This window comes from Rhodobacter viridis (assembly GCF_003217355.1).
GTDB lineage: Bacteria > Pseudomonadota > Alphaproteobacteria > Rhodobacterales > Rhodobacteraceae > Rhodobacter > Rhodobacter viridis.
Window position 1 is genome coordinate 1 of sequence record NZ_QJTK01000012.1, and the last position, 13,522, is coordinate 13,522.

A 13,522-nucleotide genomic window follows, 5' to 3' on the forward strand; every position below is an offset into this window, starting at 1 on the left:
CCGAGAACGACTATGGCGCGCTGGGCGACATCTCCACCCTCGCCGATCCCGGCGTCGTCCAGGAACTCATCGACAACAGAATGAACCGGGCGTGAAAACGAAGGGGGGCGCGAGCCCCCCTTTTGTTTTTGGCATGTCCGACCGGATTTAAAGCCAGCGGCTGCGGCCGTTGCCCACCGCCTCGGCCACCGAGGCGAAGCCGTCGCGGGCCAGCAGCGCGTCAAGGCCACGCGCTACCTCGGCCGCTAGACCGATGCCCTTGTAGACCATCGCCGAATAAAGCTGCACCGCCGAGGCCCCGGCGCGGATCTTTTCATAGGCCTCTTCGGCCGAAGAAATCCCGCCCACGCCGATCAGCGGCAGTTTTCCGTCCGTCAGACGCGACAGCTGCGCCAGAACCCGCGTGGACTTTTCGAACAAAGGCGCCCCTGAGAGCCCGCCAGCCTGGTCAGAACTTGCACTTTTCAAACCTTTGCGCGACAGCGTCGTGTTCGTGGCCACGATCCCGTCGATGCCGACAGCGCGTGCGACTTCGGCCACGTCCTCAAGCTCGGCCGGGCTCAGATCCGGGGCGATCTTCAGGAAAACCGGGATCGGCCGCGCCAGCCCGGCGCGGGTTTCCAGCACGCCGCGCAGAAGCGCCGAGAGCGCCTCCTTGCCCTGCAGATCGCGCAGCTTTTCGGTATTTGGCGAGGACACGTTCACCGTGGCAAAGTCGAGATGCGCGCCCGTGCGTTTCAGCACCGTGGCGAAATCGGCGGCGCGGTCCGCGCTGTCCTTGTTCGCGCCGAGGTTCAGTCCGACCGGCACCCCCGTCGGCCGCGCGGCCAGCCGGGTTGCGATCGGTTCCATCCCCTCGTTGTTGAAGCCGAAGCGGTTGATCACCGCGCGGTCTTCCTCGAGCCGCCAGAGCCGCGGCTTCGGATTGCCCTCCTGCGCGCGGGGAGTTGCGGCGCCGACTTCAAGAAAGCCGAAGCCCGCCCGCATCAGCGGCCCCAAGGCCACCGCATTCTTGTCGAAGCCCGCCGCCAGCCCCACGGGATTCGCCAGCGTGAGCCCCGCGATTGTCGTGCTCAGACGCGCCCCGGTGACCGGGCCGCAGCCGGGCACCAGCCCCATCTGCAGCGCCTTCAGCGCCAGACCATGCGCGGTTTCCGGGTCGAACCCGTGCAGGAGCTTCAGCCCCAGCCGTTCGGTGATGTTCATAGCAGCGCCTCGGGGAAGATATGGCCGCAAAGGCCAAGCGGCAGCGCGGTGTCCCAGACCACATCGCCCCGGCGCAAGCGGCGGTAAAGATGGGGGAAAAGCGCTCCACCACGCGACACTTCCCATTTCAGATCGGCGCCCAGCGCCTCGACCGCCACGGCCACCAGCACCAGATCGCTTTCGGTGGCGAAGTGTTTCGCCGCCGTCTCGACGACCTGCGCCGCGGTGGAAAAGTGGATGTAGCCATCGGCCAGATCGACGGGGGCCCCCGCGGTCTCACCCGCGGCACAGAGCGCATCCCATTCGGGGCGGCGGAAGATCTTGTAGATCAGCATGGCTCAGTCATGCCCGCTGCCCGGAAAATGGTCAATCCCCGGCTGTGGTCTTTCGTCATCGTCACGTCACGGCGAAGCGCGATGCAGGGCAAATCCGGTTTTGACAGCGCGGGCTTGCTCGCGTCACTCTGGGCTCATTCCCAACCGAGGAGGATCGAATGTCCGTCCGCTTTCTTCTGTCGACCGCCGCATTGGTGCTGAGTGCGGGGGCCGCGCAGGCCGATTACACGCTGCACATCCTGCACACGAACGACCTGCATTCGCGCATCGAACAGATCAACAAATATGACAGCACCTGTTCCGACAAGGACGCGGCCGAGGCGAAATGCTTTGGCGGCATTGCGCGGGTCGCGGCCAAGGTCGCGACGCTGCGGACGGAACTGGCCGGGCAGAACGTGATCGTTCTGGATGCGGGCGACCAGTTTCAGGGCTCGCTTTTCTACACCAGCTACAAGGGCACGGACACGGCCGAGTTCATGACGGCGATCGGCTATGATGCGATGGCGGTGGGCAATCACGAATTCGACGACGGCCCGGAGGGGCTGGCGGCCTTTGTTGAAAAAGTGAAATTTCCGCTGCTCTCTGGCAACCTTGATCTGAGCCGTTCGTTGCTGAAAGACAAGATCGCCGATACGGTCGTGCTGGAGATGGGCGGCCAGAAGATCGGTCTGGTCGCGGCCTTGGCCACTGATACGGTGGAAACGTCCTCGCCCGGGCCCGACATCACGTTTCAGGACGAGATCGAGAGCCTGAAGGCCGATGTGGCGGCGCTGACCGCGCAGGGCGTGACCAAGATCATCGCGCTCCCGCATACCGGCTTCGTCAAGGATCAGGAGATTGCCGCGGCCGTCCCGGGGATCGACGCAGTTGTGGGGGGGCATTCGCACACGCTTTTTGGCAAGGATGGCGCCAGCTATCCGACGATGGTGGGCAAGGTGCCGGTCGTCTCGGCCTATGCCTATTCGAAATATCTGGGCCATCTGGTGCTGACCTTCGACGATGCGGGCAATCTGAAATCGGCGGGGGGCGAGCCGATCTTGCTCGATGCCTCGGTGACGCCCGACGCGACGATGGCGGCGCGGGTGGCGGAGCTGGCCAAGCCGCTGCAGGCGATCCGCGACAAGGTGGTGGCGGACAGCACGACCGAGATCGACGGGGCGCGCGATCATTGCCGGCAGATGGAATGCGCGATGGGCAATCTGGTGGCCGAGGCGATGCTCGATCGGGTCAAGGACCAGGGCATCAGCATTGCAATCGCGAATGGCGGCGGCTTGCGCGCCTCGATCGACGCCGGGCCGGTGACGATGGGCGAGGTGCTGACGGTGTTGCCGTTCCAGAACACGCTCTCGACCTTCGAGGCGAAGGGGACGACGATTCTGACGGCGCTGGAAAACGGGGTCAGCGCGGTTGAGGAGAGCGAGGGCCGCTTTCCGCAGGTGGCGGGGCTGAAATACACGTTCGATCCCGCCAAGCCCGCCGGGTCGCGGGTGAGCGAGGTGCAGGTGGCGACCTCGGTCGGGTGGAAGCCGCTCGATCCCGGCGCGACCTATGGCGTGGTGACGAACAACTTCCTGCGCGGCGGTGGCGACGGCTACAAGATGTTCGCGACCGAGGGGCTGAACGCCTATGATTTCGGCCCCGATCTGGCCGATGTGACGGCGGAGTATCTGGCCGCCCACGCGCCCTATGCGGCGGCGCTGGATGGCCGGATCACCCGCAAGTAGCGCGTTTGCCATGATTGCGAAGCGGGGGAGACTTCCCCCCGCTTTTCACTTGCGCGTGATCGGAGCTTGCGCAAACCTTGGCTCAGAGGTGCGGCCATGAAGCGATCCGAGATCAATACCATCTTGCGGCATTCCGATGCCTTCATCCGCTCATTCGGCCATATCCTGCCGCCCTTCGCCTATTGGTCCCCGCGCGAGATGCAGGCGCGGCGGGGGGAGATCGAGGGGATCGTCTCCGCCCGCCTGGGCTGGGACATCACCGATTACGGACAAGGCGATTTTGCCCGGCTGGGCCTCTTTCTTTTCACCACCCGCAATGGCCGGGCGGCCGACCTCGCCCGGGGTGGCGGCATGTGCTATGCCGAGAAGATCATGATTTCGCGGGAAAATCAGCTTTCCCCGATGCACCGCCACATCGTCAAGGCGGAAGATATCATCAATCGCGGCGGGGCTACGCTCGCGATCGAAATGTTCAGTTCGGACGCGGCCGGGGCGCTCGACCCCACTGCGCCCGTCGTTGTCGCCTCGGACGGGGTGACGAAAGGCCTGCCTGCGGGCGGTATCCTGCGGCTCGCGCCCGGGGAAAGCGTGACCCTGATGCCGGGCAACTGGCATGCCTTCTGGGGGGAGGGGGGAGATGTATTGATCGGCGAGGTTTCCACGGTCAACGACGACCGCACCGACAACATCTTCCGCGAGCCAATCGGACGCTTCGCGGATATCGAAGAGGACGAGGACCCGCTGCATTTGCTGGTCTCGGATTATGATACGTGGATTCCCTGATCCCAACTGACCTGTTGAACAGACTTTTCGAAACGGCCGTGGCAGCAGCAGACCCGATGCAGGTTCTGCCCCGAGTGCTTGGCCCGCGTCCGCCCGGACGGGTGGTGGTTGTCGGCGCGGGCAAGGCCTCGGCGCGGATGGCCGAGGCGGTCGAGCACGTCTGGGGGCCCTGCGAGGGGCTGGTGATCACCCGTTACGGCTATGCGCGCCCCTGTCAGGGCATCGAGATTGTCGAGGCCGCCCATCCTGTGCCCGATGCGGCGGGCGTGGCAGCGACGCGGCGGATGCTGGATCTGCTGCGCGGCCTTGGCCCCGAGGATCGCGTGCTGGCCCTGATCTCGGGCGGGGGCTCGGCGCTGCTTTGCGCCCCGGCCGAGGGGCTGACTTTGGCCGACAAGCAGGCGGTGACCGCGGCGCTTCTGGCCTCGGGCGCGCCGATCGAGCGGATCAACACCGTGCGCAAGCATCTGAGCGCGGTGAAGGGCGGGCAACTGGCGGCGGCGGCCTATCCGGCGCGGATGCGGGCCTTGCTGATTTCCGATGTGCCGGGGGACGATCCGGCCTTCATCGCTTCGGGTCCGACGGTGGGCGATACGAGCACGGCCGCCGAGGCGCTGAAGGTGCTCGAAGAGCATGCGATTGCCGTGCCCGAGGCGGTGCGTCGGCATCTGCTGGCGGGATCCGGGGTGCTGGCGCCGGGGGCGCAGGCGCTGTCGCGTTGCGAGACGATCATTGTCGCCGCGCCAGTGCAATCGCTGGAAGCGGCGGCTTCGCTGGCGCGCGGGAAGGGCTGCGCGGTGCGCAGTCTGGGCGATGCGCTGGAGGGCGAGGCGGCGGAGCTTGGGGCGCAACTGGCGCGGATGGCGATGACCTATGCCAGCGCCCGCCTGCCGGGGGAATCGCCGCTGGTTTTGCTGTCAGGTGGGGAATGTACAGTTTCCTTGCCGGAAAACCCCGGTCTGGGCGGGCCGAATGTTGAATTTCTGCTATCCGCGCTCAACACGCTCGACGGTGCCCCGGGGATCTGGGCGCTTGCGGCCGACACGGATGGCGTCGATGGCGCGGCCGAAGTGGCCGGTGCGCTGATCGGCCCCGAAAGTCTCGCGCAGGCGCGGGCCTCGGGTCTTGATCCGGCGCAGGCCTTGGCCGGGCATGATGCGCACAGCTTCTTCGCGGCGCTTGATGCGCAGGTGAAGCCCGGACCGACGCTGACGAATGTCAACGACTTCCGGGCTTTCCTGATCCTTTAGCGGCCCAGCACGCCCCGCAACCGGGCGTGGCGGTTGACATCCTTGTAAAGCAGATAGCGGAACGGCCCCGGTCCCGCGGCGTAGCAGGCCTGCGGGCAATAGGCGCGCAGCCACATGAAGTCGCCCGCCTCGACCTCGACCCAGTCGCGGTTCAGCTTGTAGACCGCCTTGCCCTCAAGCACGTAAAGCCCATGCTCCATCACATGCGTCTCCTCGAACGGGATCAGCCCGCCGGGTTGGAAGGTGACGATGTTCACATGCATGTCGTGACGCAGATCGGTCGGATCGACAAAGCGCGTGGTGGCCCATCGGCCCTGGGTGTCGGGCATGGCGACGGGCTTGATCTCACGCTCGTTCGTCACGAAGGCCGCGGGTTTTTCCACCCCCGGCGCCGCCTCGTAGAGCTTGCGGATCCAGTGAAAGCGCAAGGGATCGTCGGCGCCGTTCTTAACCGCCCAGCTGCACCCCGCGGGGATGTAAGCATAACCGCCCGCCGCCAACTCGTGTTCCTGACCATCGAGCGAGAGCCACATTGCGCCTTCGGTGACGAACAGCACATGCTCCGCCCCGGTCTCCGGATCGGGCATATCCGAGCCGCCATCGGCGCCGACCTCCATCACATATTGGCTGAAGGTCTCGGAAAAGCCGCTCATCGGCCGGGCGATGAGCCACATCCGGGTGTTCGTCCAGCCCGGCAGGAAGCTCGTCACGATGTCGGAAAAGCAGCCCTTCGGGATCACCGCATAGGCTTCGGTGAAGAGTGCGCGCCCGGTCATCAGCGCGGTTTGCGGCGGCAGGCCGCCGGTCGGGGTGTAATAGCCGGTCATGGCAGAAGGTCCTTCAGTCGGTGCCAGGCGATGCGTTCAACCTGTTGGCAGGCCTCGGCGAATTCGGTGGCGCGGTCGTTGGCGATCCGGCGGCGGAACGCCTCGAGGATCGCGGGTTTCGTGTGGTCCTTCACCGCGATGATGAAGGGAAAGCCGAATTTTTCGGTGTAATCGTGGTTGAGCTCCTCGAAGGCGACCCGTTCGGCATCGGTCAGCGCGTCGAGCCCGGCCGAGGCCTGCTCGGCCGTGCTCTCCGCCGTCAACCGCTTGGCCCGGGCCAGTTTGCCCGCCAGATCGGGATGGGCCTTGAGCACGCGCAGCCGCTGCGTCTCCGAAGCCGAGCGGAACACCCTCGCCAGAACGCTGGCGATGCCCTCGGCGCAATCATGCGCGAGACCAAGCTCCAGCCCATGGGCCTTTTCGGCGATCCAGGGACTGTGCTCGTAGATTGCGCCGAACGCGGCGACGAAGGCACTTTGCGTCATTTCGCTTGGGCGATCAAAGTCTTGTGGCGGATGCATCGCGGCCCAATGCGCCGCGATCTGGCCCCGGGTGGCAAACCAGACGCCCTCGTGGCTGCGGGCATAGTCCAGAAACCGCTTGAGCCCCGCGATCTTGCCGGGCCGCCCGATCAGACGGCAATGCAACCCGATCGAGAACATTTTCGCCGCCCCCGCGGCGCCCTCGGCATAAAGCGTGTCGAAGCTGTCCTTCAGATAGGTGAAGAACTGCTCGCCCTCGATATAGCCCGGCGCGGTGGCAAAGCGCATGTCATTGGCTTCGAGCGTGTAGGGGATGATCAGCTGGTCGCGGTTGCCGATCCGCCGCCAATAGGGCAGATCGTCGTCGTAAGTATCTGAAATCCAGTCGAAACCACCTTCTTCCGCGGTCAGCCGAACGGTGTTGGTCGAACAGCGCCCGGTGTACCAGCCGCGCGGTCGTTCGCCCACGACCTCGGCATGCAGCCGGATCGCCTCGGCAATCTGACGGCGTTCCTCGTCTTCGGGCATGTCGCGGTGCTCGACCCATTTCAGCCCGTGGCTGGCGATTTCCCAACCCGCCGCCTTCATCGCGGCCACCTGCTCCGGGCTGCGGGCCAGTGCGGTCGCGACGCCGTAGATGGTGATGGGCAGGTCCATCTGGGTGAAGAGCCGATGCAGCCGCCAGAATCCGGCGCGGGCGCCGTAGTCGTAGATTGACTCCATGTTCCAGTGACGCTGGCCTGGCCATTGCGCCGCCCCCGCGATGTCGGACAGGAAGGCTTCCGAGGCGGCGTCACCATGCAGGATGCAGTTCTCGCCGCCTTCCTCGTAGTTCAGCACCAAAGAGATCGCGACCCGGGCCCCCGCGGGCCAGCGCGCATCGGGCGGAGAGCCTCCATAGCCGCGCATGTCTCTGGGATATCGGGTCATCTTTGCCTCCGGTCCGGCTGCAGGGGGATTGCATGAGCGAGAGTTTCAGGTTTTTTTCGAAAAGGAAATCATCCGTTTCGCAACTTGCCGTGCGAAATTGTGGCGAGGAAGAGGCAACGCAAAGGGGGGGCGATGACGGGATATCTGACGACCCATGTTCTCGATACTGCGCGGGGTTGCCCGGCGGAAGGGATCGAGATCGTGCTGAGCCGCATTGATGCCGAGGGGCGTCATCCGGTCGCGAAAAGCCGCACCAATGCGGACGGCCGGACCGATGTCCCGATCCTGACCGTGGCGGAGTTTGCGACAGGTTGCTACGAACTTGTCTTCCGTGTTGGCGACTACTTGCGCCGGAATGGACAAGCGGGTTGCGAGCCCCAATTTCTGGACGAAATCCCGATCCGCTTCGGCGTAAATGATGCAGGGGCACATTACCATGTGCCCCTGCTTCTTTCGCCATTCGGCTATTCGACCTATCGCGGCAGTTGAGCCGGATCAGAAGTCTTCCCAGTTGTCTTCGGCCGGAGCTGCTTTGACGGCAAGGTTCGAGCCGCGGGCGCTGCTTCTCGGGGTGGGAGCAGGAGCCGCTGCGCGAACCGGGGCGGCGGGGGCCGGTTCGACAGGCGCGGCGGCGACTTGCGTTGGCGTCGCCGGACGGGTCGAGCGGAAGCTGCTGGCTGCGTTCGCGTTTGCGGCGGCCTGTGCGCCAAGGCGGAAGCGGCTCATCGTCTCGTTCAGGCCATCCGCTTCGCGGGCCAAGGATTGGCTGGCTGCCGAGGTTTCTTCGAACATTGCTGCATTGTGCTGCGTCACCTGATCGAGTTGCAGGATCGCGGTGTTCACTTCGCTCAGGCCCGCCGATTGCTCCGTGGTCGAGGCGGTGATGTCCGACATGAAGGTGACGATTTCGGCCACAGAGGTCTGAATGCCGTCGAGCGCGCTGCCCGCCTGGCCGACAAGTTCGACACCGCGTTTCACCTGACCGGACGAGTCCGAGATCAGACCGGCGATTTCGCGAGCCGCTTCCGAGGAACGCTGCGCCAGAGCCCGAACTTCCGAGGCGACGACCGCAAACCCGCGACCGGCTTCGCCCGCACGGGCGGCCTCGACCCCGGCGTTCAGCGCGAGGAGGTTGGTCTGGAAGGAGATCTCCTCGATCACCGAGGTGATCCGCGAAATCTTGTTCGAGCTTTCGGAAATTTCGCCCATCGCCTGCACGGCCTCGCGCACGACCTGACCGCTCGACTCGGTGTTCCGACGCGCGAGTGCCACCATGTCATTGGCTTTCAGCGTCCGGTCAGCCGCCGATTTCACCGAGGCCGTAAGCTCGTTCAGGGCCGCGGCGGTTTCCTCCAGCGTCGCCGCCTGCTGTTCCGTGCGACGCGACAGATCCTCGGCCGCCCGCGAAATCCCGCCCGACTCGGTGCGGATCAGGCTCGAGTTTTCCAGCACGAGCACCATCGCATCGCGCAGTTTCGCGGTGGCTTCGTTGTAGTCGACGCGCAGAGTCTCGTAATCGCCCGGGAAGGGATTGCGGATCGATTGCGTCAGATCGCCCTCGGCCAGATGCCGCAGCGCATCGCGCAGCTGTTCCACAACCTGGCGCTGCTCGGCTGCGGTGCGTTCCCGCTCGGCCTGCGCACGCGCTTCGCGGGCTTCGATATCCGACATGTCGGTCCCGATGGCGATCACGCGACGGATGTTTCCGTTACGATCCCGCACGGGGGTCATCGCGCCGTTGAGGAGAAGCTCCTGCCCGTCTATCGAGACGATGATGCGGCCGATCACGCTTTCCCCGCGCCGGATCGCGTCGAAGGCCATTTCGCCGGTCGAGGCGATTCGAACGAGTCGCGAGAAGTCCATGCCGATGAGTTGCGCTTCTTCGCGTTGCGAGATCACGCACATGGCGACGTTGGCAGCGCTCATCCGGCCATCAGGGGTGAATTCCACCCGCAGCTGCGTCGCGTCGATGGCCTCGGTGATCGCAATGTTGCGACGGGCCGAAGTGATGTCGTGCCATTCGGCGACATGGCCGATCTTGATGCCATCGGGCGTCTTCACCGCATTCGCTTCGGCCACGATCGTGCCGGAGGCCAGATCCTGCTCGATGCGAAGCGAGTCGCTCTTGCCCTCGTCCATGTCATGCGCCACGGCGATCCCACCCTCGAGGATGCGGTCCGCGCGATAGCCGATCATGTTGTCCGGATCGAAATCCGGGTTGCGAGCTTGAATGGAAGCAGCATGCACGCGCATCAGCTTCACCATCGCGTCGTTCACCCAGGTGATTTCGTGATCGGTGTTGGTCAGCATGATCGCCGTGGAGGTCGATGCCAGCGCCGTGCCGCGCATCAGGGCGGTACGATTCGTGGCTTCCGCCTCTGCCAGCGATTGCCGGAACGCTTCAAGAGACTTGGCGATGTGACCAATCTCGTCTTTCGTTTCGGTATAGGGCACCGCAGTCGTCAGCGCCCCGCCCGAAATCGCCGACATCGCGGAATTGATATTGCCGAGCCGGACGGAGACGATCGCGCGGAAGACGAGGCTGGTCACCACCATCGCGAGCACGAGAACAATCCCGGAGACGATGAGCCCCTTGCTGGTTGCGGCGGCGATCGCGGCTTCGGTCGCGGCATCCGACCAGTGCGAAATCACGAAGCCAAGCACGGCACCGCTGGTGGCGCTCTTGACCGGGGTCGCGATCATCAGACCGTCTTCGGCGGTGAATTCCTCGGTCTTGCCGACGACCTCCTTCGCCATGGATTCGAGGTCCGCGGTGGAAACGCCCTGCGCCGCGTAGGTCGCAATCGCCTCCCCCTTCTCGTTCACCGCCATCATGGCGTCAGCCGGATTCGAGGTATCGTCAACGACATCCTGCAGGGCCTTGCCCAGTTGCAGCTTGTCGGAGAAGCGCATCGGCCCGACCAGTTGCTTGGCGATGATCGCGCTCGATCCATGCGCCTGTTGCTGCAGTTGCGTCAGCGCCATGTCGGTCGTTGACTTTACGTTGATGAACGTCAACGAAGCCACGAGGGTGAGCGCCGACGCGGCAACCAGCAAGGTGGCGCGGAAAAAGCTCGAGTGGAAGAAGCTGACGGAAGCGGACGTCTTGGCGCTCATCTTTGGCCCCGGATTACTGGATCATTTCGGCATTGAGACCGACCGTCATCATCCCGATCGGGGACTTGGTCGCGGGGTCGGTCACGGTGAAGGAGGCTTGCACCGAATAGCTTTGCGAGGATTCGTCGAATTCGACCTCGCTCACGTAGACGGCATCGGCGCCCTTTGGGTAGGTTTCCTGGAACTTGGCTTCATCGCCCTGCCAGTAGTCGGAGGTCGGACCGGCCTGCGCCACGTTCAGCCCGCGGTTGTCGGTCACGAAGGCCTCGGTAAAGCGGCCGCCGCTCGCCTCGAGTTGCGCCTTGAGCGCCTTCGACACCGGGGAGGCGAGGATCGGATCGATGGTCGGACGACTTGCCGTGTCCAGTTCGGCCTTCCAGGCGGCGTCAAGCGAGTCGATCTGCGGCTGGCTCAGCGCGGAATGGGCTTCGTTTGCGGCCATCACCGCCGCGACCAGTGCCGGATCCGCCGCCCAGGCGCGCAGATCTTTTTCAACTATTCCCTTCACTTGCTGGGAAACGTCCTCGGCCTGCGCTGGCAGGGCGAGAAGCGCGAGGGCAAGCGTCGCGGCACGAAAGGTCATGAGCAGGCTCCAGTAGCGGGAAGGATTTCCCCGAGAACATTTGTCGCACAGACTACCCACCAACTCTTTCCGCCCGATTAATCGCCAAGAATCATTCCAACTCCTCTCTTTTAAGTCGCTGCCCTTGCAGGGGGGGACTTGCGACACTAAGACTTGATTAAGCAACGCGCGCTAAGGCTTGGCGGACATCACGAGGAAAGGCAGCGAATGAAAGACCCGGTCGACCTTTACATGAACACGCTGGTACCGATGGTGGTCGAGCAGACCTCGCGCGGCGAGCGGGCCTATGACATCTATTCCCGGCTGCTCAAGGAGCGGATCATCTTCCTTGCCGGGCCGTTCCACGACGGCATGTCGAGCCTGATCTGCGCCCAGCTGCTGTTCCTCGAGGCCGAGAACCCCTCGAAGGAAATTTCCATGTATATCAACAGCCCCGGCGGTGTCGTCACCTCGGGCCTCGCGATCTACGACACCATGCAATACATCCGTCCGAAGGTCTCGACGCTGGTCATCGGGCAGGCCGCCTCGATGGGCTCGGTCATTGCCTGCGCGGGCGAAAAGGGCATGCGCTTCTCGCTGCCGAACTCGCGCATCATGGTGCACCAGCCCTCGGGCGGCTATCAGGGCCAGGCGACGGACATCATGATCCACGCCCGCGAAACCGAAAAGATCCGCCAGCGCCTGTACGAGATCTACGTCCGCCACACCGGCCGGTCGATTGAGGAAGTGGCCGAGGCGCTCGAGCGTGACCGCTTCATGTCGCCCGAAGAGGCGCTGGAATGGGGCCATCTCGACGAGATCCTGTCGGCGCGGCCGAGCCTTGACGGCGGAAAGTGACGAATCGATGACCGCTCTTAACCGGAGCGGGGAATTTGCGATTGAGAAGAACGTGGTGCTGCCCTAGACTTCGGTCCAGGACAGCCCCCAAAGGCCCGGGTCGGGCCATTCGAGGATGACGATGGCGAACAATTCCGGCTCCGACAGCAAGAACACCCTTTACTGTTCGTTCTGCGGCAAGAGCCAGCACGAGGTGCGCAAGCTGATCGCGGGTCCGACCGTGTTCATCTGTGATGAATGCGTCGAGTTGTGCATGGACATCATCCGCGAGGAGACCAAGACCACCGGTCTCAAGGCGACGGATGGCGTGCCGACGCCGCGCGACATCTGCAAGGTGCTGGACGATTACGTGATCGGACAGATGCATGCGAAACGCGTGCTCTCGGTCGCGGTGCACAACCATTACAAGCGTCTGAACCACGGCTCGAAACAAGATGTCGAGCTGGCGAAGTCGAACATCCTGCTGATCGGGCCGACCGGCTGCGGCAAGACGCTGCTCGCGCAGACGCTGGCGCGCATCCTCGATGTGCCCTTCACCATGGCCGATGCGACGACGCTGACCGAAGCCGGTTACGTCGGCGAGGACGTGGAAAACATCATCCTGAAGCTGCTGCAGGCCAGCGAATACAACGTCGAGCGGGCGCAGCGCGGCATCGTCTATATCGACGAGGTCGACAAGATCACCCGCAAGTCGGACAACCCCTCGATCACCCGCGACGTTTCGGGCGAGGGCGTGCAGCAGGCGCTGCTGAAGATCATGGAAGGCACCGTCGCCTCGGTGCCGCCGCAGGGTGGGCGCAAGCATCCGCAGCAGGAATTCCTGCAGGTGGATACGACGAACATCCTGTTCATCTGTGGCGGGGCTTTCGCGGGTCTCGACCGAATCATCGCGCAACGTGGCAAGGGCTCGGCGATCGGCTTTGGCGCCGACGTGAAGGACCCGGAATCGCGGGGCGCGGGCGAGTTGTTCAAGGAACTGGAACCGGAAGATCTGCTGAAATTCGGTCTGATCCCGGAATTCGTCGGTCGTCTGCCGGTGATCGCGACGCTGGAAGACCTCGACGAGGCCGCTCTGGTGACGATCCTGACCGAGCCGAAGAACGCTCTGGTCAAGCAATACCAGCGTCTCTTCGAGATCGAGGGCGTGAAGCTGACCTTCACCCCCGATGCGATGAAGGCGATTGCCGCCCGCGCCATCAAGCGCAAGACCGGCGCGCGCGGTCTGCGCTCGATCATGGAAGACATCCTGCTCGACACGATGTTCGAACTGCCGGGCATGGAAGGCGTGCGCGAAGTCGTGGTGAACGATGAGGCGGTGGAAATGGCCAATGGCGCCAAACCCTTGCTGATCTACGCCGAGACCTCGGGCAAGAAAGAACCCAAGACCGCTGGCTGAGCCCCGGTCGTCGTGAAACGGAAGGGGCGGGGAAACCCGCCCTTTGTGCTGA

12 protein-coding genes are annotated in these 13,522 nt (G+C 64.3%); 6 read left to right on the plus strand and 6 right to left on the minus strand.

Going from position 1 to position 13,522, the window contains the following annotated elements; translation table 11 throughout:
• Positions 1–147 precede the first annotated feature (147 nt).
• Positions 148–1,206 carry a quinone-dependent dihydroorotate dehydrogenase gene (locus C8J30_RS13820; protein WP_110806440.1) on the minus strand — a complete coding sequence of 353 codons (1,059 nt, stop codon included), beginning with the start codon at positions 1,204–1,206 and terminating at the stop codon, positions 148–150.
• On the minus strand, positions 1,203–1,541 hold the full coding sequence (locus C8J30_RS13825) for a DUF952 domain-containing protein (protein ID WP_110806441.1): 339 nt from the start codon (positions 1,539–1,541) through the stop codon (positions 1,203–1,205). The genes C8J30_RS13820 and C8J30_RS13825 overlap by 4 nt, the downstream gene beginning before the upstream one ends.
• A gap of 158 nt (positions 1,542–1,699) precedes the next feature.
• Between C8J30_RS13825 and C8J30_RS13830 the strand changes: the two genes are divergently transcribed.
• From C8J30_RS13830 to C8J30_RS13840, 3 genes are all read left to right on the plus strand, one after another.
• Positions 1,700–3,265 carry a bifunctional metallophosphatase/5'-nucleotidase gene (locus tag C8J30_RS13830; protein ID WP_110806442.1) on the plus strand — a complete coding sequence of 522 codons (1,566 nt, stop codon included), beginning with the start codon at positions 1,700–1,702 and terminating at the stop codon, positions 3,263–3,265.
• Between the two features lie 96 nt (positions 3,266–3,361).
• Entirely contained in the window at positions 3,362–4,048 is a 687-nt protein-coding gene (locus tag C8J30_RS13835; protein WP_110806443.1) for a D-lyxose/D-mannose family sugar isomerase, read from the plus strand.
• Entirely contained in the window at positions 4,036–5,298 is a 1,263-nt protein-coding gene (locus C8J30_RS13840; protein ID WP_110806444.1) for a glycerate kinase type-2 family protein, read from the plus strand. Before C8J30_RS13835 ends, C8J30_RS13840 begins: the two co-directional genes overlap by 13 nt.
• Here the strand turns inward: C8J30_RS13840 and C8J30_RS13845 are convergent.
• Positions 5,295–6,125, minus strand: coding sequence for a bifunctional allantoicase/(S)-ureidoglycine aminohydrolase (locus C8J30_RS13845; RefSeq protein ID WP_110806445.1), 831 nt, complete (start codon positions 6,123–6,125; stop codon positions 5,295–5,297). The genes C8J30_RS13840 and C8J30_RS13845 overlap by 4 nt on opposite strands.
• Positions 6,122–7,537, minus strand: coding sequence for an allantoinase PuuE (gene puuE / locus C8J30_RS13850; protein WP_110806446.1), 1,416 nt, complete (start codon positions 7,535–7,537; stop codon positions 6,122–6,124). Before puuE ends, C8J30_RS13845 begins: the two co-directional genes overlap by 4 nt.
• A gap of 132 nt (positions 7,538–7,669) precedes the next feature.
• On the opposite strand from puuE, the gene uraH reads away from it, so the two are divergent.
• Positions 7,670–8,026 (plus strand): hydroxyisourate hydrolase, encoded by a 357-nt coding sequence (gene uraH / locus C8J30_RS13855; protein WP_110806447.1) that lies wholly within the window; start codon positions 7,670–7,672, stop codon positions 8,024–8,026.
• Between the two features lie 6 nt (positions 8,027–8,032).
• Here the strand turns inward: uraH and C8J30_RS13860 are convergent, their stop codons facing one another.
• Complete coding sequence (locus C8J30_RS13860) at positions 8,033–10,654, minus strand: methyl-accepting chemotaxis protein (protein ID WP_110806448.1); 2,622 nt, start codon at positions 10,652–10,654, stop codon at positions 8,033–8,035.
• A gap of 13 nt (positions 10,655–10,667) precedes the next feature.
• Positions 10,668–11,237, minus strand: coding sequence for a hypothetical protein (locus C8J30_RS13865; RefSeq protein ID WP_110806449.1), 570 nt, complete (start codon positions 11,235–11,237; stop codon positions 10,668–10,670).
• A 207-nt stretch (positions 11,238–11,444) separates the two neighbouring features.
• Between C8J30_RS13865 and C8J30_RS13870 the strand changes: the two genes are divergently transcribed.
• Entirely contained in the window at positions 11,445–12,074 is a 630-nt protein-coding gene (locus tag C8J30_RS13870; RefSeq protein ID WP_055209897.1) for an ATP-dependent Clp protease proteolytic subunit, read from the plus strand.
• A 121-nt stretch (positions 12,075–12,195) separates the two neighbouring features.
• Complete coding sequence (clpX, locus tag C8J30_RS13875) at positions 12,196–13,470, plus strand: ATP-dependent Clp protease ATP-binding subunit ClpX (protein ID WP_013068317.1); 1,275 nt, start codon at positions 12,196–12,198, stop codon at positions 13,468–13,470.
• Positions 13,471–13,522 lie beyond the last annotated feature (52 nt).

Coding starts and splice junctions, on each gene's coding strand:
- C8J30_RS13860 (WP_110806448.1), bottom strand. CDS start 10,654: ATGAGCGCCAAGACGTCCGCTTCCGTCAGCTTCTTCCACTCGAGCTTT.
- puuE (WP_110806446.1), bottom strand. CDS start 7,537: ATGACCCGATATCCCAGAGACATGCGCGGCTATGGAGGCTCTCCGCCC.
- C8J30_RS13830 (WP_110806442.1), top strand. CDS start 1,700: ATGTCCGTCCGCTTTCTTCTGTCGACCGCCGCATTGGTGCTGAGTGCG.
- C8J30_RS13870 (WP_055209897.1), top strand. CDS start 11,445: ATGAAAGACCCGGTCGACCTTTACATGAACACGCTGGTACCGATGGTG.
- C8J30_RS13825 (WP_110806441.1), bottom strand. CDS start 1,541: ATGCTGATCTACAAGATCTTCCGCCGCCCCGAATGGGATGCGCTCTGT.
- C8J30_RS13865 (WP_110806449.1), bottom strand. CDS start 11,237: ATGACCTTTCGTGCCGCGACGCTTGCCCTCGCGCTTCTCGCCCTGCCA.
- C8J30_RS13820 (WP_110806440.1), bottom strand. CDS start 1,206: ATGAACATCACCGAACGGCTGGGGCTGAAGCTCCTGCACGGGTTCGAC.
- C8J30_RS13835 (WP_110806443.1), top strand. CDS start 3,362: ATGAAGCGATCCGAGATCAATACCATCTTGCGGCATTCCGATGCCTTC.
- C8J30_RS13845 (WP_110806445.1), bottom strand. CDS start 6,125: ATGACCGGCTATTACACCCCGACCGGCGGCCTGCCGCCGCAAACCGCG.
- uraH (WP_110806447.1), top strand. CDS start 7,670: ATGACGGGATATCTGACGACCCATGTTCTCGATACTGCGCGGGGTTGC.
- clpX (WP_013068317.1), top strand. CDS start 12,196: ATGGCGAACAATTCCGGCTCCGACAGCAAGAACACCCTTTACTGTTCG.